Origin of the sequence: Achromobacter insuavis (assembly GCF_902859645.1) — a bacterium.
Lineage (GTDB): Bacteria > Pseudomonadota > Gammaproteobacteria > Burkholderiales > Burkholderiaceae_B > Achromobacter > Achromobacter insuavis.
In genome coordinates this window covers 14258-34086 of the sequence record NZ_CADIJR010000050.1, presented here as the reverse complement: position 1 = coordinate 34086, position 19829 = coordinate 14258, and the positions used below count along the sequence as shown (strand labels likewise).

21 protein-coding genes are annotated in these 19829 nt (G+C 69.8%); 15 read left to right on the top strand and 6 right to left on the bottom strand.

Features of this window, described 5'->3' with window-relative positions; genetic code table 11:
- Positions 1-55 precede the first annotated feature (55 nt).
- From H0523_RS21915 to H0523_RS21875, 9 genes are read left to right on the top strand one after another with little or no spacing between them, the layout of a single operon-like run.
- Positions 56-1087, top strand: coding sequence for an ABC transporter substrate-binding protein (locus tag H0523_RS21915; RefSeq protein WP_054431069.1), 1032 nt, complete (start codon positions 56-58; stop codon positions 1085-1087).
- Positions 1088-1142: 55 nt separating this feature from the next.
- Positions 1143-2198 carry an ABC transporter ATP-binding protein gene (locus tag H0523_RS21910; RefSeq protein ID WP_054431070.1) on the top strand — a complete coding sequence of 352 codons (1056 nt, stop codon included), beginning with the start codon at positions 1143-1145 and terminating at the stop codon, positions 2196-2198.
- On the top strand, positions 2195-3061 hold the full coding sequence (locus H0523_RS21905; RefSeq protein WP_054431071.1) for an ABC transporter permease: 867 nt from the start codon (positions 2195-2197) through the stop codon (positions 3059-3061). Before H0523_RS21910 ends, H0523_RS21905 begins: the two co-directional genes overlap by 4 nt.
- 1 nt (position 3062) lies before the next feature.
- Positions 3063-3863: an ABC transporter permease gene (locus tag H0523_RS21900; RefSeq protein ID WP_054431072.1), complete on the top strand. Its 801-nt coding sequence runs from the start codon at positions 3063-3065 to the stop codon at positions 3861-3863.
- Complete coding sequence (locus H0523_RS21895; RefSeq protein ID WP_054431073.1) at positions 3863-5020, top strand: NAD(P)/FAD-dependent oxidoreductase; 1158 nt, start codon at positions 3863-3865, stop codon at positions 5018-5020. The genes H0523_RS21900 and H0523_RS21895 overlap by 1 nt, the downstream gene beginning before the upstream one ends.
- Positions 5004-5312, top strand: a complete 309-nt coding sequence (locus H0523_RS32335; RefSeq protein WP_054431074.1) for a (2Fe-2S)-binding protein — start codon at positions 5004-5006, stop codon at positions 5310-5312. Before H0523_RS21895 ends, H0523_RS32335 begins: the two co-directional genes overlap by 17 nt.
- On the top strand, positions 5309-6754 hold the full coding sequence (locus H0523_RS21885; protein ID WP_054431075.1) for an FAD/NAD(P)-dependent oxidoreductase: 1446 nt from the start codon (positions 5309-5311) through the stop codon (positions 6752-6754). The genes H0523_RS32335 and H0523_RS21885 overlap by 4 nt, the downstream gene beginning before the upstream one ends.
- A 9-nt stretch (positions 6755-6763) precedes the next feature.
- The gene (locus H0523_RS21880) at positions 6764-7927 is read left to right on the top strand and encodes an NAD(P)/FAD-dependent oxidoreductase (RefSeq protein ID WP_054431076.1); all 1164 of its coding nucleotides are present in this window, start codon (positions 6764-6766) and stop codon (positions 7925-7927) included.
- On the top strand, positions 7924-8310 hold the full coding sequence (locus tag H0523_RS21875) for a RidA family protein (RefSeq protein ID WP_054431077.1): 387 nt from the start codon (positions 7924-7926) through the stop codon (positions 8308-8310). The genes H0523_RS21880 and H0523_RS21875 overlap by 4 nt, the downstream gene beginning before the upstream one ends.
- 40 nt (positions 8311-8350) lie before the next feature.
- Here H0523_RS21875 and H0523_RS21870 read toward each other — a convergent pair whose 3' ends face one another.
- From H0523_RS21870 to H0523_RS21850, 5 genes are read right to left on the bottom strand one after another with little or no spacing between them, the layout of a single operon-like run.
- Positions 8351-9631 (bottom strand): amidohydrolase family protein, encoded by a 1281-nt coding sequence (locus H0523_RS21870; RefSeq protein ID WP_054431078.1) that lies wholly within the window; start codon positions 9629-9631, stop codon positions 8351-8353.
- A 16-nt stretch (positions 9632-9647) separates the two neighbouring features.
- Complete coding sequence (locus tag H0523_RS21865) at positions 9648-10598, bottom strand: ABC transporter permease (protein ID WP_006389489.1); 951 nt, start codon at positions 10596-10598, stop codon at positions 9648-9650.
- Between the two features lie 10 nt (positions 10599-10608).
- Positions 10609-11682 carry an ABC transporter permease gene (locus H0523_RS21860; RefSeq protein WP_006389488.1) on the bottom strand — a complete coding sequence of 358 codons (1074 nt, stop codon included), beginning with the start codon at positions 11680-11682 and terminating at the stop codon, positions 10609-10611.
- 31 nt (positions 11683-11713) lie between these two features.
- Positions 11714-13243, bottom strand: a complete 1530-nt coding sequence (locus H0523_RS21855; RefSeq protein ID WP_054431079.1) for an ABC transporter ATP-binding protein — start codon at positions 13241-13243, stop codon at positions 11714-11716.
- The gene (locus H0523_RS21850; RefSeq protein ID WP_054431080.1) at positions 13240-14271 is read right to left on the bottom strand and encodes a BMP family protein; all 1032 of its coding nucleotides are present in this window, start codon (positions 14269-14271) and stop codon (positions 13240-13242) included. The genes H0523_RS21855 and H0523_RS21850 overlap by 4 nt, the downstream gene beginning before the upstream one ends.
- A gap of 429 nt (positions 14272-14700) precedes the next feature.
- On the opposite strand from H0523_RS21850, the gene H0523_RS21845 reads away from it, so the two are divergent.
- The 6 genes from H0523_RS21845 to H0523_RS21820 all read left to right on the top strand — a co-directional run bounded on the left by H0523_RS21845 (position 14701) and on the right by H0523_RS21820 (position 19101).
- Positions 14701-15615 (top strand): rhodanese-like domain-containing protein, encoded by a 915-nt coding sequence (locus H0523_RS21845; protein ID WP_054431081.1) that lies wholly within the window; start codon positions 14701-14703, stop codon positions 15613-15615.
- 51 nt (positions 15616-15666) lie between these two features.
- On the top strand, positions 15667-16593 hold the full coding sequence (gene panE, locus H0523_RS21840; RefSeq protein ID WP_054431082.1) for a 2-dehydropantoate 2-reductase: 927 nt from the start codon (positions 15667-15669) through the stop codon (positions 16591-16593).
- A 170-nt stretch (positions 16594-16763) separates the two neighbouring features.
- Positions 16764-17375 carry an NAD(P)-dependent oxidoreductase gene (locus H0523_RS21835; RefSeq protein WP_054431083.1) on the top strand — a complete coding sequence of 204 codons (612 nt, stop codon included), beginning with the start codon at positions 16764-16766 and terminating at the stop codon, positions 17373-17375.
- A gap of 185 nt (positions 17376-17560) precedes the next feature.
- Complete coding sequence (locus H0523_RS21830; RefSeq protein ID WP_054431084.1) at positions 17561-18016, top strand: nuclear transport factor 2 family protein; 456 nt, start codon at positions 17561-17563, stop codon at positions 18014-18016.
- An 11-nt stretch (positions 18017-18027) separates the two neighbouring features.
- The gene (locus H0523_RS21825; RefSeq protein WP_054431085.1) at positions 18028-18597 is read left to right on the top strand and encodes a flavin reductase family protein; all 570 of its coding nucleotides are present in this window, start codon (positions 18028-18030) and stop codon (positions 18595-18597) included.
- Positions 18598-18603: 6 nt separating this feature from the next.
- Positions 18604-19101 carry a nucleoside 2-deoxyribosyltransferase gene (locus H0523_RS21820; RefSeq protein ID WP_054431086.1) on the top strand — a complete coding sequence of 166 codons (498 nt, stop codon included), beginning with the start codon at positions 18604-18606 and terminating at the stop codon, positions 19099-19101.
- Positions 19102-19143: 42 nt separating this feature from the next.
- Here H0523_RS21820 and H0523_RS21815 read toward each other — a convergent pair whose 3' ends face one another.
- On the bottom strand, positions 19144-19815 hold the full coding sequence (locus tag H0523_RS21815; protein ID WP_054431087.1) for a TetR/AcrR family transcriptional regulator: 672 nt from the start codon (positions 19813-19815) through the stop codon (positions 19144-19146).
- Positions 19816-19829 lie beyond the last annotated feature (14 nt).

Genomic DNA, 19829 nt, shown 5'->3' with positions numbered 1-19829 from the left:
GGATTCAGGCAGCACCGGCAGTTCTTGCAGTTCTCTTCCAATAACGGGGGTTTTCATGGGCAAGGTACTCGCAGTCCTGACGGCGGCCACAATGGCCGTCGGTGTGTGCGCCAACGCGCAGGCGCAGCAGAAGTTGGTGGTGGCCGGCTACGGCGGCTCGTTCGAAGACATCATGCGCAAGGACATCTTCCCGCCCTTCGCCAAGCAGCACGGCGTCGAGCTGGATTACGTGGCCGGCAACTCCACCAACACGGTGGCGCGCCTGCAGGCGCAGAAAAGCAACCAGCAGATCGACGTCGCCATCATCGACGACGGCCCGATGTACCAGGCCATCGCGCTGGGCTTCTGCGCGCCGATCCAGGGCCTGCCGGCCGACGACATCTACGGCACCGCGCGCTACAAGGACGACAAGGCCGTGGCCATCGGCATCGTCGCCACCGGCATCATGTACAACAAGAAGGTCTTCGACGAGCGCAAGTGGGCCGCGCCCACCTCGTGGAAGGACCTGAAGGATCCCAAGTACAAGAAGCAACTGGTGGTGCCGCCGCTGAACAACACCTACGGCCTGCACGCGCTGGTCGAGTACGCCCGCGAGGGCGGCGGCGGCGAGAAGAAGATCGACGCCGGCTTCAAGACCTTCAAGGACGAGGTCGGCCCCAACGTGCTGGTGTACGAGCCGTCGCCGGGCAAGATGACCGAGCTGTTCTCCAGCGGGCAGGCCACCATCGCGGTGTGGGGCAGCGGCCGCGTCAAGGCCTTCGCCGACACCGGCTTCCCGGTGGGTTTCGTCTATCCGCAGGAAGGCGCCTACGCGCTGCTGTCGTCGGTGTGTCCGGTGGCCAAGGCCAACGCCAATCCGCTGGCGCAGGCCTTCGTCAATTACCTGGTCAGCCCGAAGGTGCAGGAGCAGCTGGCCACCGCCTATGGCTATGGCCCGGTCAACAAGCAGGCCAAGGTGGCCGACGATCCGCGCGTGCCGCTGCCGATCGGCAAGCGCGCCGCCGACCTGATCGTGATCGACTGGGACACGGTCAACCAGAACCGGGACGACTGGAACAAGCGCTGGACGCGCGAAATCGAGCGTTGAGGGTCGTGCACCAGCACGCAACGGCGGCGCGGGCGCGCCGCCAGCGGGAGCATCCATGAGTTATCTCGTATTGAACCGCCTGTCCAAGCGCTACGGCGACCTGACGGCGGTCGAGGACCTGAGCCTGTCGGTCGAACGCGGCGAGTTCATCTCGCTGCTGGGGCCGTCCGGCTGCGGCAAGACCACCACCCTGCAGATGATCGCCGGGTTCGTCGAGCCCAGCGGCGGCAGCATCGTGCTGGACGGCAAGGACGTCAGCCGCACGCCGGCCAACAAGCGCGGGCTGGGCATGGTGTTCCAGAACTACGCGCTGTTCCCGCACATGACCGCGGCCGAGAACGTGTCGTTCGGCCTGGAGATGCAGCGGGTCGGCAAGGACGAGCGGCAGGCGCGGGTGGCCGAGGCGCTCAAGCTGGTGGGCCTGTCGCACCTGGCCGACCGCCACCCGGCGCGCATGTCGGGCGGCCAGCAGCAGCGCGTGGCGCTGGCGCGCGCGCTGGTGATCCGCCCCAGCGTGCTGCTGCTGGACGAGCCGCTGTCGAACCTGGACGCCAAGCTGCGCGAGGAAATGCAGCTGGAACTGCGCAGCATCCAGCGCACCGTCGGCACCACCACCATCCTGGTGACGCACGACCAGTCCGAAGCGCTGGCGCTGTCCGATCGCATCGTGGTGATGAACCAGGGGCGGGTCGAGCAGGTGGCCGAGCCGTTCGCCGCGTATGAGGGGCCGTCCAACCGCTTCGTCGGCGGCTTCCTGGGCAAGGCCAATGTGTTCACGCCCACGCCGCAACCGTATGCGGGCGAGGTGCGCGCATGCGTCGGCGAGGCGCATATCCCGATGGACGGCCAGCCAGTGCCGCAAGGCGCGGTGATCGTGCGGCCCGAAAAGATCCTGTTCGCCGAGGCCGGCGCCTGTGCCCTGCCCGGCCGCATGAAGACGCGCGTGTTCCAGGGCAACCACTGGCTGTGCCAGGTCGAGACCTCGGTCGGCGAAGTCATGGTGATCCGCCAGAACGACGGCGTGCCGGTGCCCGCCGAGGGCGCCACGGTGCACCTGCGCTGGCGCGCGCAGGACATGTGCGCGGTGGCCGGCCAGGAGCCCGGAAAATGAGCGCGCGCGCCAACCCCTGGCTGCTGAGCGCGCCGGCGCTGGCCGTCTACGCCACCTTCCTGGTGGTGCCGATGGCGCTGGTCTTGCTCATCAGCTTCTTCGACTTCCAGTTCTATGGCGGCATGCAGGCCACCTTCACCTGGAAGAACTACATCGAGATTTTCAGCGATGGCTATTACTACGAGATCTACGCCCGCACCTTCGGCGTGGCGGCGCTGGTGACGCTGGCCTGCCTGGTGCTGGGCACGGCCGAGGCCTACGTGTTGTCGCGCATGGCCAATCCGTGGAAGGGCCTGTTCCTGATGGTGGTGCTGGGGCCGCTGCTGATCTCGGTGGTGGTGCGCACGCTGGGCTGGGCGCTGCTGTTCGGGTCCACCGGCCTCATCAACAAGGCGCTGATCGGCATCGGCCTGATCGCGACGCCGATCGACCTGATGTACAGCAACCTGGGCGTGGGCATCGCGCTCACGCACGTGCTGGTGCCGTTCATGGTGATCTCGGTGTGGGCGTCGCTGCAGCGGATCAATCCGTCGACCGAGGCCGCCGCGCTGTCGCTGGGCGCCAGCCAGTTCACCGTGATCCGTCGCGTGATCGTGCCGCAGGTCATGCCGGGCATCCTGTCGGGCTCGATCATGGTGTTCGCGATGGCCGCCAGTTCCTTCGCCACGCCCGCCATCATCGGCGGCCGGCGCCTGAAGAACGTGGCCACCGCCGCCTACGACGAGTTCCTCAACACGCTGAACTGGCCGCTGGGCGCGGCGCTGGCGGTGGTGCTGCTGCTGGCGACGGTGGTGGTGCTGCTGTCGGCCAACCGGTTGATCGAGCGCCGCTATGGCGCGGTCTTCAATCCGTCGGGGGCCTGACATGAACTTCCGCAACGGCCCCATCGGCCTGCTGTTCCACACGCTCTTCATCCTGTTCATCCTGGCGCCCATCGTCATGGTGTGCGCGGTGGCGTTCACGTCCGAAGGCTTCATCTCGCTGCCCAGCGGCGGCCTGTCGCTGCGCTGGTTCCGCGCCATCCTGGACAACCCGCGCTTCATCGAGGCGTTCTGGTTCAGCCTGGGGCTGGGCACGCTGTCGGCGACGCTGGCGATCGGGCTGGCGGTGCCGAGCGCGCTGGCGCTGGCGCGCAACCGCTTCCGCGGCCGCGAGGCGCTGGTGGCGTTCTTCCTGTCGCCGCTGATGATTCCGCACGTGGTGCTGGGGCTGGCCTTCCTGAAGTTCTTCACCACGGTGGACCTGGCCGGCACTTACGTGGGGTTGGTGGTGGCGCACGTGATCCTGGTGATGCCGTACGCGCTGCGGCTGGTGCTGGCCTCGGCCACCGGCATCGATCCGGCGCTGGAGCGCGCGGCGCAGTCGCTGGGCGCGTCTCACTGGACCGCATTCCGGCGGGTGGTGCTGCCGCTGCTGCTGCCGGGCGTGGTCAGCGGCTGGGTGATCGCCTTCATCACCAGCTTCGACGAGCTGACCATGTCGATCTTCATCGCCTCGCCGTCCACCACCACGCTGCCGGTGCGCATCTTCCTGCACATCGAGGACACCATCGACCCGCTGGTGACGGCGGTGTCGGCCGTGCTGATCTACGTGACCATCATCGCCATCTTCATCCTGGACCGCCTGGTCGGCCTGGAAAAGCTGTTTGTCGGAAAGGGACGCTAATGACGGAAGCAACACAACATGCGCCGCGCGCGCCGGCGCATCGCGGCGTCTACGACGCCGTGGTGATCGGCGGCGGCCTGGTCGGCTCGGCCGTGGCCTACGGGCTGCGGCGCGAACTGGACCACGTCGCGGTATTGGACGAAGGCGACGTGGCCTATCGGGCCTCGCGCGGCAATTTCGGGCTGGTCTGGGTGCAGAGCAAGGGCATGGGCCTGCCGCGCTACGGCGTCTGGACCATGACCTCGGCCGGCGCCTGGCCGCAGCTGGCGGCCGAGCTGCGCGACGAGACCGGGGTGGACGTGCACCTGGAGCAGCGCGGCGGTCTGCACGCGCTCCTGAGCGACGAGGAAATGGAAGCGCGCGCCACCTTCATGCGCACGCTGCTGGCGCAGCCCGGCATGGCGCAGTACGACTGGAAAATGCTGGACCGCCACGAGCTCGCCGACATGGTGCCCGGCATCGGTCCCGAGGTGCGCGGCGCCACCTGGACGCCGGTGGACGGCATCGCCAATCCGCTCAAGCTGCTGCGCGCGCTGCACATGAGTTTTGCACAGCGGGCTGTGGATTACCTGCCGCGCTGTCCGGCGCAGCAGATCCGGCAGCGCGACGGCGTGTTCGAGGTGACCACGCCCACCGGCACGGTGCGCGGGCGCAAGCTGGTGCTGGCCAGCGGCCTGTCGAACAAGGCGCTGGGCGAGCAGGTCGGCCTGGCGGTGCCGGTGCGGCCGCAGCGCGGCCAGATCGTGGTGCTGGAGCGCACCCGCCGCCTGCTGGAAACGCCGCTGTCGACGCTGCGCCAGACCGACGAAGGCACCTGGCTGATCGGCGATTCGCAGGAAGAGGCCGGCTATGTGGACAACCAGGTGGGCCTGCCGATCCTGGGCACGCTGGCCGACCGCGCCGTGCGCACCCTGCCCGCCTTGCGCGAGGTGCGGGTGGTGCGCAGCTGGGCCGCGCTGCGCGTGATGTCCAGGGACGGCTTCCCCATCTATCAACAATCCGAGACGTGCCCCGGCGCCTTCGTCGCCACCTGTCACAGCGGCGTCACCCTGGCCGCCGCGCACGCGCTCAAACTGGCGCCCATGATCGCCGCCGGCCAATTGGCCGACGACATGGCGCCCTTCTCGACCCGGAGGTTCCATGTTCAAGAGGCTTGACGAGGCGCAGCGCCAGGCGCAGGGCGCGCCGGTGCGGGTGACGGTCAATGGCGCCGAACTGCAATGCCGCGCCGGCGACAGCGTGGCCGCGGCGCTGTTCGCCGGCGGCGTGCAGGCCTGTCGCGATACCGCGGTGGCCGAGGTGCCGCGCGGACCCTATTGCATGATGGGCGTGTGTTACGACTGCCTGGTCACGATCGACGGCCAGGCCAACCAGCAGGGCTGCATGACGGCCGTGCGCGATGGCATGAAGATCGAGCGCCAGCTGGGCGCGCGCAAGGTGCAGGCATGATCGAGACGACGCAATGCGATTTGCTGGTGGTGGGCGCCGGTCCCGCCGGGTTGGCCGCCGCCACCACGGCCGCGCGGCTGGGCGTGGACACGGTGCTGCTGGATGAACAGGCGGCGCCGGGCGGACAGATCTACCGCGCCATCACCACCACGCCGGTCACCGACCGCGCGGTGCTGGGGCCGGACTACTGGCACGGCGCTTCGCTGGTCGAGCCGTTCCGGCAGTCGGGTGCGCGCTACCTGCCGGGCGCGACCGTGTGGGCGGTGGCCGAACGCACCGCGCCCGAGCCGCGGCGCGGTTTCGAGGTGGCGTATTCGGTCGCGGGCGAGGCGCGCATCCTGCATGCGCGGCGCCTGCTGCTGGCCACCGGCGCGCAGGAGCGGCCGTTCCCGGTTCCGGGCTGGACGCTGCCCGGCGTCATCACCGCCGGCGCGGCGCAGATCCTGCTGAAGTCGGCGGGCGTGGTGCCGGCCGACCGCACCGTGCTGGCCGGCAGCGGCCCGCTGCTGTACCTGGTGGCCTGGCAATATCTGAACGCCGGCGTCAAGGTCGACGCGCTGCTCGAAACCACGCCGCCCGGCCGCCTGCGCCAGGCCTTGCCGAAGGTGTGGGGCTTCCTGCGCTCGCCCTATCTGGGCAAGGGGCTGTCGTTGCTGCGCGCGGTCAAGGCGGCGATACCCATCGTCAAGGGCGTGACGGCGCTGGAGGCATTGGGCCAGGACAAGCTCGAAAGCGTGCGCTACACCAACGCGGCGGGAGACACCAAGACCCTGCCGGCGCAGCAGCTGATGCTGCACCAGGGTGTGGTGCCCAACGTCAACCTGTCGCGCGCCATCGGCGCCGAGCATCGCTGGAATGCGGCGCTGGATTGCTGGGAGCCGGACGTGGATGACTGGGGCCTGACCTCGGTGGACGGCGTCGGCATGGCGGGCGACGGCGCCGGCATCGCTGGCGCGCTGGCGGCCGAGCAGCGTGGTCGGCTGGCGGCGCTGCAGGCGGCGCACCTGCTGGGCCGCATCGATGCGGCGCGGCGCGACAGCGAAGCCGCCGCGCCGCGCGCCGCGCTGGCGCGGGCGGTGCGCGGACGCGCGTTCTTCGATGTCCTGTACAAGGCGCCCGAGAACTTCCGCCGCCCCACCGGCGACACCATCGTCTGTCGCTGCGAGGAAGTGACCGCCGCGCAGGTGCGTGACACCGTCAAGCTCGGTTGCAGCGGGCCGAACCAGATGAAGGCGTTCCTGCGCTGCGGCATGGGGCCGTGCCAGGGCCGCTTCTGTGGCCTGACGGTCTCGGAGATCATCGCCGAGGAGCGCGGCGTGCCGGTGCCGGAGGTGGGCTATTACCGCCTGCGCTTCCCGACCAAGCCGCTGACGCTGGGCGAGCTGGCGTCGCTGCCGCAGACCGACGAGTCGCGCCAGGCGGTGGTGCGCCTGAAGAAATAGGAGGCCGCCATGACGGACGCTTCCCGCTCGGCCGCCGTCATCATCATCGGCGGCGGCCTGCACGGCAGTTCGGCGGCGCTGCACCTGGCGCGCGCCGGCGTGCCGGCGCTGGTGATCGAGAAGAACTACGTCGGCCGCCATGCCTCGGGCGTGAACGCCGGCGGCGTGCGCACGCTGGCGCGGCACCTGGCCGAAGTGCCGCTGGCGCTGGCCTCGCGCGAGCTCTGGTACCGCATCGGCGAACTGGTCGACGACGACTGCGGCTTCGAGCAGCACGGGCAGGTGCGCGTGGCCGAGAACGAGGCCGACGTGGCGACATTGCGCGCGCGCCTGGCCACCATGCAACAGCACGGCTACACGCACGAGCAATGGATCGACCGCGAAGAATTGCTAGGGATGATTCCCGCGCTGACGCCGACGGTAGAGGGCGGCCTGATCGCGCGCGAGGACGCGGCCGCCGACCCCTACCGCACCACGCTGGCGTTCCGCCGCAAGGCCGCCAGCCTGGGCGCGCGCTTCCTGGAAGGCGTGCGGGTGCTGCGCAGCGCGCATGAGCAGGGACAGTGGCGGGTCGAGACCGACGCCGGCGTCTACACCGCGCCGCGGGTGCTCAATTGCGCCGGCGCCTGGGCCGACCGCATCGCGGCCGAATGGGGCGAGCCGGTGCCGCTGACCGCCATCAGCCCGATGATGCTGGTGACGCTGCGCATGGACCATTTCCTGGACGCGGTGGTGCTGGGCACCGGCCGGCCGCTGTCGTTCAAGCAGCGCGCCAACGGCACCGTGCTGATCGGCGGCGGCCGCCGCGCCTGGGTCGATCGCGACGCGGAATGGACCGAGCTGGATTTCCATTCGCTGGCCGAGGGCGCGCGCACCGTTTGTGACCTGTTTCCGCACATGCGGCAAGCGATCGTGAACCGCGGCTGGGCCGGCATCGAAGCCGCCATGCCCGACGAGATCCCGGTGATCGGCCGCAGCCAGCGTTACGACAGCGCCTTCCACGCCTTCGGCTTCTCGGCCCACGGCTTCGAACTGGGCCCGATCGTCGGCCGTATCATGGCCGATCTGATCACCACCGGCGCGACCGATCTGCCGATCGCGCCGTTCGCCATCGATCGTTTCACCGGCGCCGCGGGCGCGCCGGCTTCCATCCCCAAGGAGCAGCACCCATGAATGACATCGTGCGCAAGGATTCCAACGAGCGCCTGAGCCGCATCGTGATTCACGGCGATACCGTGTACGTGGCGGGCGTGACCTCGTCGGCCGACGGCGGCATCGTCGCGCAGACGCGCGACGCGCTGGCCAAGATCGACGGCTATCTGGCGCGGGCCGATTCGGACAAGACCCGGCTGCTGTCGGTGCAGATCTGGCTCAAGGACATCGAACGCGATTTCGCCGGCATGAACCAGGTCTGGGCCGAATGGGCGCCGGCCAACGCATTGCCGACGCGCGCGACCTGCGAGGCCAGGCTGGCCTCGCCCGATCTGCTGGTGGAGATCATCGTCACGGCCGCCAGGCGGCCGGGCTATGTCGGCGGGCCGGCATCGGAAGCCTGATCCAGGCCGGGCCTGATCCCGGCCGCGCCGGAGCGCGCAATCAGCGGGCCGGCGTCTGGAAGCTGACCTGGCCCGGACGGCCCGGCAGGTTGAGCGTGGCGGTGGCCGGCGGCGTGGTCGCCACCACCTGGCCGGCGCGCAGCACCATCAGGCGCGTGGCGCGCAGGCGCAGCGCCTCGACCGGGTCGCGCGCCTGCAGCAGCACCATATCGGCGCGCTTGCCGACTTCCAGCCCGGTCTCGTCCAGGCCCAGGATTTTCGCCGGCGTGGCCGTGACGGCCTGGAAACAGGCGCGCATGGCGTCCTGCCCGGTCATCTGCGCCACGTGCAGGCCCATGTGCGCCACTTCCAGCATGTCGCCCGAACCCAGGCTGTACCAGGGGTCCATCACGCAGTCGTGGCCGAACGCCACCGGCACGCCGGCGGCCAGCAGTTCGGGCACGCGCGTCATGCCGCGGCGCTTGGGATAGGTGTCGTGGCGGCCCTGCAGCGTGATGTTGATGAGCGGGTTGGCGATGGCCGACACGCCGGCCTCGCGCATCAGCGGGATCAGCTTGGACACGTAGTAGTTGTCCATCGAGTGCATCGAGGTCAGGTGCGAACCCGTGACGCGGCCCTGCAGGCCCAGGCGTTGCGTGTGATAGGCCAGTGTCTCGATGTGGCGCGACAGCGGGTCGTCGCTTTCGTCGCAGTGCATGTCCACGCGCAGGCCGCGCTCGGCGGCCAGTTCGCACAGGATGCGCACCGATTCGGCGCCGTCCTGCATGGTGCGCTCGAAGTGCGGAATGCCGCCGACCACGTCCACGCCCATGTCCAGCGCGCGCTTCAGGTTGTCGAGCGCGCCCGGCGCGCGCAGCACGCCGTCCTGCGGGAAGGCCACCAGTTGCAGGTCCAGGTACGGCTTGACCTGCTCGCGCACGTGCAGCAGCGCTTCCACCGCCAGCAGCCGCGGGTCGCACACGTCGACGTGCGAGCGGATCGCCAGCAGGCCGCGCGCCACCGCCCAGTCGCAATAGGCCAGCGCGCGCTCGACCAGCGCTTCCTGCGTCAGCAGCGGCTTCAGTTCGCCCCACAGCGCGATGCCTTCGAGCAGCGTGCCCGACTGGTTCACGCGCGGCAGCCCGAACGACAGGGTCGAGTCCATGTGGAAATGCGCGTCGACGAACGGCGGCGCCACCAGCTGGCCGGCGGCGTCGATGGTCTGCGCGGCCTCGGCCTTCAGCGCCGGTTCGAGCGCGACGATGCGGCCCTGGGCCACGCCGATGTCGATGTGCTGGCGGCCGTCCGGCAGCGTGCAGTTCTTGAGGATCAGATCGAGCATAGTCAAACCTTGTGGATTACCGTTCGCCCTTACGGTAGGGCTTCATCAGGGCCTGCGGGTAGGCGGCGCGGCGCGCCATCACCACCAGGGCCAGGATGGACAGAATATAGGGCAGCATCAGGTAGACCTGATAGGGCAGCTCGGGCAGGCCAGGCAGCGCCGCCCCGCCCTGCTGCAGCCGCAGCTGCAGCGCGTCGAAGAAGGCGAAGATCAACGCGCCCAGCAGCGCCTTGCCGGGCCGCCACGAGGCGAACACCACCAGCGCCACGCAGACCCAGCCGCGGCCGTTGACCATGTTGAAGAAGAAGGCGTTGAAGGCCGCCAGCGTCAGGAAGCTGCCGGCCACGCCCATCAGCGCCGAGCCGGCGACGATGGCGCCCATGCGCAGTCTCGTCACCGACAGGCCCTGGCCCTCGGCGGCGGCGGGGTTCTCGCCCACCATGCGGATCGCCAGGCCCACCGGAGTGCGGTTCAGCACCCACGCCAGGATCGGCACCGCGGCCAGCGCCAGCAGCGTCATCGGCGTCTGCCCGGCCAGCACCGGGCCGATCAGCGGAATGCCGTCCAGGAACTTCATCTCGGCGAACGGCGTGATCGTCGGCGGCGTGTTCACGCTGGGGAAGGTGACGCGGTAGGCGAAATAGCTCAGGCTGGTGGCCAGCAACGTCACCCCCAGGCCCGAGACGTGCTGCGACAGGCCCAGCGGCACCGTCAGCACCGCGTGCAGCAGGCCGAACACGGCGCCCGCCAGCGCGGCCGCCAGCACACCCACGTACAGCGGCGCGCCCAGGTACACCACCAGCCAGCCGGTGAAGGCGCCGGCGGCCATGATGCCCTCGATGCCCAGGTTCAACACGCCGGCGCGCTCGCACAGCAGCACGCCCAGCGTGCCCAGGATCAGCGGCGTCGCCAGCCGCAACACCGCGACCCAGAAGGCCGCGGAACTCAACAGGTCCATCCATTCCATGGCGTGCTCCTCAAGCCCGGTTGCGGCGCAGGCGGTACTGCGCGAATAGCGTCGCGACCAGCATGGCGAGCAACGAGGTGGCGACGATGACGTCGGCGATGTAGTTCGGCACCGCGATGGCGCGGCTCATGCTGTCCGCGCCCACCAGCATGCCGGCCACGAAGATGCTGGCCAGGATCACGCCCAGCGGATGCAGGCCGGCCAGCATGGCCACCACCACGCCGGTGTAGCCGTAGCCCGGCGACATGTCGAGCGTGACGTAGCCGGTGCGGCCGGCCACCTCGATGGCGCCGGCCAGTCCGGCCAGCGCGCCCGACAGCATGGCCGTGCCCAGCATCACGCGGTTGACCGGCAGGCCCAGGAAGCGCGAGGCGTGCGCGTTGGCGCCGACCGCGCGCATCTGGAAGCCGAACACCGTGTAGCGGTTCAGCAGCCACAGACCCAGCGCCAGGCCGGCGGCCCACAGCAGGCCGGTGTGGGCGCGGGTGCGCTCGATCAGCTTGCCCAGCTCCAGGTCGGGGTTGAGCGCCACCGATTGCGGCCAGCCCATCGCCATCGGGTCCTTCATGGGGCCGTCCAGCATCATCGAGACGAACAGCAGCACGATGAAGTTGCCCAGCAGCGTGGTCACCACCTCGTCCACGCCCAGGCGCGTCTTGAGCAGCGCCGGGATCAGCAGCAGCAAAGCGCCGGCCAGCGCCGCCGCCAGCATCATGCCGCCGAACAGCGCCGGCAGGGGCAGGTCGAAGCCGGTGCCGTCATGCAGGCCGCCCACCGCCACCGCGGCCAGCGCGCCCAGGTACAGCTGGCCTTCGGCGCCGATGTTGTAGAAGCGCGCGCGAAAGGCCACGGCACAGGCCAGGCCGGTCAGCATCAGCGGCGTGGCGCGCGTCAGGGTCTCGGACAGCGCGAACTTGGAGCCGAACGCGCCTTCGAACAGCAGCGCGTAGGTGCGGCCCACCGGCGCGCCGGCCCAGGCCACCAGCAGCGTGCAGACCGCCAGCGTAAAGAGGATGGCCGCGATCGGGGCCAGGGCCAGCGCGGCGCGGCTGGGCTCGGGGCGGCGTTCCAGGATCAGTTTCATTCGAGAAATGCTCAGTAGAGGGGGCGCGGCGTCAGGCGCGCGTGCCCGTCATGGCCAGCCCGACGGTGGCGGGCGTCCATTGCGCGACCGGCTTGTCGGCGACCAGCTTGCCGCCGCACAGCACCGCGATGCGGTCGGCCAGCGCGAAGATCTCTTCCAGGTCTTCCGACACCAGCAGGATGCCGGCGCCGCGCCGGCGCGCGGCCAGCAGCTGTTCGCGCACGTAGGCCACCGCGCCGATGTCCAGGCCCCAGGTGGGCTGGTCGGCGACGATGAAGCGCGGTTCGCGCGCCAGGGTGCGGCCCAGGATCAGTTTCTGCATGTTGCCGCCCGACAGGCTGCGGGTGCGCACGTCGAGCGAGGCGGCGCGCACGTCGAACTGCTTGGCCAGCGCCGCCGCATAGGCGCGGCCGGCCTTGGCGCGGATCAGCCCGAAGCGCGAGAAGCGCGGGTCCTTCAGGTCTTCGACGATGGCGTTTTCCCACAGCGGGCTGTCGCCGATCATGCCTTCGCCGTGGCGGTCCTCGGGAATGCGGCCCACGTGGGCGGCGGTCCAGCCGGCCGGCGTGGTGGGCGCGGCGGCGTGTTCGGGGCCCAGGCGGATGGTGCCGTCGGCGGGCTGGCGCAGGCCGGTCAGCACCGACACCAGCGCCTGCTGGCCGTTGCCGGCGACGCCGGCGATGGCCACGATCTCATGCTTGTGCACCACCAGGTCCAGGCTGTCCAGGCGCGGCGCGCCGCCGCGCGGGTCGCGCACGGTGACCTGCGACAGCGTCACCACCGGCGCGGCCTGGCCGGCCGCCGCCATGGCTTCGGCGTGCGGCATGGCGACCTTGCGGCCCACCATCAGCTCGGCCAGTTCGGCCGGCGTGGTGGCGGCGGTCTCGCGCTCGGCCACCAGCTTGCCCTGGCGCAGCACCGCGACGCGGCGCGACACGGCCATGACCTCGTCCAGCTTGTGCGAAATGAAGATGACGGCCAGGCCCTCGTCGACGAAGCCGCGCAGCGTGGCGAACAGGTCCTGCACTTCCTGCGGCGTGAGGACGGCGGTGGGCTCGTCCAGGATCAGCACCTTGGCGCCGCGGTACAGCGCCTTGAGGATCTCGACGCGCTGCTTCTCGCCGACCGACAGGCTGCCGACGCGCGCGTCCGGATCCACGCCCAGGCCGAAGCGCTGGCCCAGCTCGACCAGGCGGCGGCGCGCCTGGCCGCGGCCCGAGGCCAGCTTCCACAGCGACTCGGTGCCGACCATGATGTTGTCCAGCACGGTCAGGTTGTCGGCCAGCGTGAAGTGCTGGTGCACCATGCCGACCCCCGCCGCCAGCGCGGCGTCGGGCCGGCCCGGCGGCAGCGGCTGGCCGAAGACTTCGATACTGCCGGCGTCGGCCACGTAGTGGCCGAACAGGATCGACACCAGGGTCGATTTGCCGGCGCCGTTCTCGCCCAGCAGGGCCAGCACTTCGCCTTGCGCCAGCGTCAGCGAGACACCGTCATTGGCCGTCAGGCTGCCGAAGCGTTTGGTGATCCCTGCCAGCCGCAGGGCGAGAGGCGCTTGATTCATCGTGCCGACGACTTGGGTTCTTTGTCGTTGACCTGCACGCTGAAGCTGCCATCCAGGATGGCCTTCTGCTTGGCCTGCACCTTGGCGATGAGGTCGGCGGGGATCTTGCTCTCGAAGGTGCCCAGCGGCGCCAGCGACGAACCCTTGTGCTTCATCAGCGAGTACTGGCCGAAGTCGGCGGCCTTGAAGGTGCCGGCCTTGACCTGCTTGAGCGCCTCGTCGATGGTCGGCTCCATGCTCCACAGCGCCGAGGCCACCACGGTCTCGGGGTACTGCGGCTGGGTGTCGATGACGTTGCCGATGGCCAGCTTGCCGCGTTCTTTGGCGGCGTCCGACACGCCGAAGCGCTCGGCGTACAGCACGTCCGCGCCCTTGTCGATCATGGCGAAGGCGGCTTCCTTGGCCTTCGGGGGATCGAACCACGAACCGATGAAGGTCACGGTGAATTCGGTCTTGGGGTTGATTTCCTTGGCGCCCTCGATGAAGGCCTGCATCAGGCGGTTCACTTCGGGGATGGGGTAGCCGCCCACCAGGCCGATCTTGCCGGTCTTGCTCATGCCGGCGGCGATCATGCCGGTCAGGTAGGCCGGTTCCTGGATGTAGTTGTCGAACACCGAGAAGTTGGGCTGCTGCGGCTTGCCCGACGAACCCATCAGGAAGGCGGTCTGCGGGTAGTCCTTGGCCACCTTGCGGGCGGCGGCCTCGACCGCGAAGGCCTCGCCCACCACCAGCTTGTTGCCCTGCTCGGCGTACTGGCGCATGACGCGCTCGTAGTCGGCGTTGGTGACGTTTTCCGAGAACGTGTATTCGATTTCACCCCGGTCGCGCGCGGCGGTCAGCGCCTTGTGGATGCGCGACACCCATTGCTGTTCCACCGGCACCGTGTAGATGGCGGCAACCTTGGTCTTGGCGGGCGCCTGGGCCTGGGCGCCGGCCGACAGCAGCAGCGCGCCGGCAGCGGCGGCGGCCAGCTTCAGCAGGCCGCGGCGGGCGATGCCGCCGGCGGCCGGGAGGGAAAAGGATTTCATGCGGAAGTCTCCTTCGCGAGGATGGATGGGGAATGGGCGGGATGGCGGCGATGTCCGGGCGTCGCGGTGCGGCACGCGTGGGCGGGCGGGAACGAGGGCGTGGGATCGGTCATCGGATGGGGGAGCGCCGGGGCGGCGCGCCCCATCCGAATGGGCGGGTTCGCAGCCAGTCCTGGCGAAGCAAGTTGTATGCCATGGGGCATTCCCGCGGCAAGTCGGGGGAATCCTGATGGCCGGGCGGGATTATAGGCACCCTGGCGGGGAAACGTGGCACCAACATGGTGCGCACCGTCGCGGTGCGTGGACACTTTTCGTCGTGGAACAGCTTGTTGCGGCGCGCAAAGGCCCGCCGGGCGGCCATCGGCGCGGGCGCGGGCCTAAAATCTCGCCAATGACGCCGCGCCCGTGCGCGGCAAGCCGGAACCCACCATGCAAGACATTCAATTGCTGCTCGAGCAGTACGGCGGCTGGCTCGTCTTCGCCAACGTGCTGGTCGAGCAGGCGGGCCTGCCCGTGCCCGCCTATCCCATGCTGATCGCCGCCGGCGCCCTGGCCGGCGCGGGCGGCTGGCTGGCGCCATGGCTGGCCGCCACCCTCGCCTGCCTGCTGGCCGACTCGCTCTGGTACGCCGCCGGACAGCGTTACGGCTCGCGCCTGCTGGGCGTGATCTGCAGGATGTCGCTGTCGCAGGACTCCTGCATCCGCCAGACCCAGCGCCTGTACCTGCGCATCGGCGTGCGCGCCCTGCTGGTGTGCAAGTTCCTGCCCGGCGCCGGCGCCCTGTCCACGGTGATGGCGGGCCTGACCGGCACGCCGTACCGCCGCTTCCTGGCGTACGACCTGGCGGGCGCCATGATCTGGGCCGGTTCGGCCCTGCTGCTGGGCGGCCTGTTCCACAGCGTGGTCAACGACGTGCTGGACGTGCTGGGCACCTACGGCCCGATGGGCCTGGCCCTGCTGGCGGCGGTGCTGGCGCTGTACATCATTGCCCGCGCCCTGCGGCGCTGGGTCCTCAAGCGCCACCTGCGCGTGATTCCGCGGCTGTCGGTCGACGAGCTGATGCAGTGGCGCCAGGATGGCCGCCAGGCGCTGGTGTTCGACGTGCGGCCCGAGGCGGTGCGCGAGGAAGACCGCATTCCCGGCGCCATCGCCGTCGACCTGCGCGCCCCGCTGCCGGCCCTGGAGGCCGGCGCCGAGGCCGCCGACATCGTGGTCTATTGCGCCTGCCCCAACGAGGTCTCGGCCGCCATGCTGGCCGCGCGCCTGCGCGCCGCCGGCTATCCCAACACCTGGGCCCTGCGCGGCGGCTACGAGGCCTGGGCGCGGCATATCCACCCGGCCTGAGCGCATAATGTTCCCATCGGCCCGCGCCTCTGACGGGCCAGGGAGACAGGCATGAAGTTGTTGTTCTTGGGCGCCGGCGGTACCGGCGGCTATTTCGGCGGCCGCGCCGCCCAGGCGGGCGCCGACGTGACGTTCCTGGTGCGCGAAGCCCGCGCCGCGCGCCTGCGCGAGCAAGGCCTGCGCATCGAAAGCCCGTTCGGCGACGTCACCCTGCAGCCGCAGCTGGCCACCGCCGACACGCTCAAGGGCTTCTACGACGTGGTGGTGCTCAGTTGCAAGGCCTACGACCTGCAGAGCGCCATCGACGCCATCCGCCCGGCCGTCGGTCCCGACACCGCGGTGCTGCCGATCATGAACGGCGTGCTGCAATACGACGTGCTGGACCGCGAATTCGAGCCGCACCGGGTGCTGGGCGGCCTGTGCCAGATCAACGCCACGCTCGGCGCCGAAGGCCAGGTGGTGCACCTGGGCAAGCACGCCAGCATCGTCTTCGGCGAGCGCGCCGGCCCGGCCCGCAGCGCCCGCTGCGTGGCGCTGGCCGAGGCCCTTGCGGGCGGCGAATACGTCAGCCGCCTGAGCGAGGACATCCACCAGGACATCTGGGAAAAATACGTGTTCCTGACGACCCTGGCCGCCGCCACCTGCCTGATGCGCGGCACCGTCGGCCAGATCGTGTCGACCGACGACGGTGCCGACATCGTGCGCGGCCTGCTGCGCGAATCGCAGGCGGTCGCCGCCGCCAGCGGCCATGCCGTGCGGCCCGATGCCGACGCCGCCGCGCTCAAGATCCTGACCGACCCGTCCCAGCCCATGACCGCGTCGATGTTCCGCGATCTGCGCCAGGGCCTGCCGGTCGAGGCCGACCACATCGTTGGCGACATGGTGCGGCGCGCCCGCACGCTGGGCGTGGATGCCACCACCCTGCGCACGGCGTACACCCATCTGCAGGTCTACCAGGCGCAACGCGCCGCGGCCTGAGGCCGAAGGGACGGGAACCCCGATTGGTGCATGGATTGCAAAAAACTCTTCCATCCCCGTGGGTTCCTGGATCCGGCCGGCCCGAATAGTATGGCTTTGCCTGAGCCCGGGCAGGAAAGGACCGCAACTCGCGGCCCCCGCCCGGCGCCCACCCTTCAAGGAGCAAGACCATGAAAATCGCTTTGATCGGAATTACCGGCCGCGTGGGTTCCCGCGTGGCGGACGAACTGCTCAAGCGCGGCCACCAGGTGACCGGCATCGCCCGCAACCTGGGCGACGTCAATCCCCAGCCCGGCCTGACCATCGCGCAGGGCGACGCCACCGATCCGCAGGGCCTGACGCCGCTGCTCAAGGGCCACGATGCCGTGGTCAGCGCCTCGCGCTTCGTGTCGGCCGACGCCAAGCCGCTGCTGGCCGCCGTGAAGGACGCCGGCGTGCCGCGCCTGCTGGTGGTCGGCGGCGCCGGCAGCCTGGAAGTGGCGCTCGGCAAGCTGCTGATCGACACCCCCGAATTCCCCGACGCCTACAAGCCGGAAGCGCGCGGCGGCGTGGTGTTCCTGGACGCGCTGCGCCAGGAGAAGGTCCTAAATTGGACGTTCCTGTCGCCTTCCGCGCTGTTCGAGCCGGGCGAGCGCACCGGCAAGTTCCGGATCGGCGACGACACCCTGCTGGTCGACGAGGCCGGCAAGAGCTGGATCTCGATGGAAGACTACGCCATCGCCCTGGCCGACGAAATCGAGGCGCCCAAGCATTCGCGCCGCCGCTTCACGGTCGGCTACTGATCCCGGGCAGGCGGCGCCGCGCGCGCGGTGTTGTTTGCACGCGATACCCGACCGGCACGGCCCCCTGCCCGCCCAGGGGGCCGTCCGCTTTTCGGGCAAGGCCGCACAGGCGGCAGGGTCGATTCGGCCGGTTTTGTTTGTAAACTGGCAGGCCGCCAAACCGGCGCACGACCCGAGTAGTCAGTATGAGCATGAAGTTGAAATCGTTGGCCCTGTGTTTGCTGCTGGCCGCCAGCTGTCTGGCCCCGGTCCAGGCCGCCGCGCCGCAGTCGAACAAGGACATCGTGGTGGCGTTCTTCCGCATGATGTTCCAGGACCGCGAGATCGACGAGGCGGTGCGCCTGTATGTCGCCAAGAACAACTACACCCAGCACAACCCCTACATGCGCGACGGCGTCGAGCCGATGGTGGATTTCTTCCCCCATTATTTCGAGCAGCATCCGCAGGCCAGCGTCGACATCAAGCGTGTCATCGCCGAGGGCGACCTGGTGGTGATCCACAACCTGTGGCGCGAATCGCCCGAAGACCGCGGCCAGGCCGTGGTCGACATCTTCCGCGTCGAGAACGGCAAGATCGTCGAACACTGGGACGTGAGCCAGGAAATTCCTGAAAACCCCGCCAACAAGAACGGCATGTTCTGAACAGGCTGCCCATGTCCGCTATCGAACCCGTCGAGCTGTCCCGCGCCTATCTGCTGCTGAACCACGGCCCCACGGTGCTGGTCACCAGCGCCCACGGCGGCGAGCGCAACGTCATGGCCGCGGCCTGGGCCATGCCGCTGGATTTCAGCCCGCCCAAGATGCTGGTGGTGGTGGACAAGAACACCTACACCCGCGCGCTGATCGAGGCCTCTGGCGAATTCGCGCTGTGCATCCCGTCGCGCGCGCAGGCCCAGGCCACCCTGCAGGTCGGCTCGCACTCGGGGCGCGAGGAAGACAAGTTCCAGGCCAGCGGCCTGGCCACTTTCCCCGCCAGCAAGATCGGCGCGCCGCTGGTCGAGGGCTGCCTCGGCTGGCTCGAATGCAAGGTCGTGCCCGAGCCGCACAACCAGCAGGCCTACGACCTGTTCATCGGCGAGGTGGTGGCGGCCTGGTCCGCGCCCGATGTGTTCTCCGGCAACCGCTGGCACTTCGATGACGACGCGCGCCGCTCGGTGCACTACGTCGCGGGCGGGTCTTTCTTCGCCACCGGCGAAGCCTTCTCGGTTTCCGATCCGGAGTAACGCGCCATGCGCCGCGTCTACCTGGCCGGTTTCGACGTGTTCCTGCCCGACGCGGTGGCGCACGGCGCGCGGCTCAAGGCGCTGGCCGCCGCGCACGGTTTCGAGGGGCTGTATCCGCTGGACAACGTGGCGCCCGCCGGCCTGTCCGGCGCCGCGCTGGCGCAATGGATCTACCAGGCCAACGTGGCGATGATTCAGCGCGCCGACCTGGTGATGGCCAATCTCAACACGTTCCGCGGCGCCGAGCCCGATTCCGGCACGGCCTTCGAGGTCGGCTATGCGATCGCCCTGGGCAAGCCGGTGTGGGGCTATACGGCGCAGGCCGGCAGCGTGCGCCAGCAGGTCGCCGTCGGCGTGGCCGCCGACGACCCGCAGCGCGCGGTGGACGCGCAGGGCTACACCGTCGAGGACTTCGGCCTGAATCTGAACCTGATGCTGGCGTGCAGCGCCCGCATCGTGGTGGGCGACGCCGCCGACTGCCTGGCGCGCATGGCGCGCGGCTAGCGCGCCGATACCGCGCCGTCAGCGCGAGCCCGTCATCTCGTGTCAGGCCGCGCCGGCCTTGCGGACCGCCGCGCGGGCCGGCCGGGCCTTGGCGGCAAGGGGCGGCATGCCCAGGTATCCCATCACCGCATCCACCACCGCCCGCTCCAGCTGCTGCGGGTTGAAGCCGATCGGCGGCTCCAGCGCCGCCGCGTGCACCAGCGATTCCATGATGCGCAGCACCACGTAGGTCGCCAGTTCGCGGTCCTGCTGCGCGATCTCGTCGCGATGCAGTTCCAGCAGGTGGCGCATGCGCCGGTGGATGTCCTGGTCGGCGCGGCTGTGTTCGCGCGGCTGGTCGAACAGCGGGAATTCGCGTTCCAGCACGCGGTGCAGCGCCGGCTCCAGCAGGTGCGCGTGCATCGACGCGGCCACGATGGCCGCGACCCGCTCGCGCAGCGTGGCCGCGGGATTGCCGTCCAGCACCTCGTCGATCAGCGCCAGCATCTGCTGGTCGTGGCGGTCGTGCAGCGCGGCGATCAGCGCGTTCTTGTTGGGGAAGTACTGATACAGCGAACCGACGCTGACACCGGCGGTCTCGGCGATCCGGTTGGTGTTGGTGCCGGCGTAGCCGTGCTCGGCCAGAACGCGAGCTGTCGCCTGCAAGATGGTGTCCACGGTCTGTTGCGAACGTTGCTGGCGTGGCGATTTACGGGGCTGCGGGATGGATGTCATGGAGTTCGGGGAAA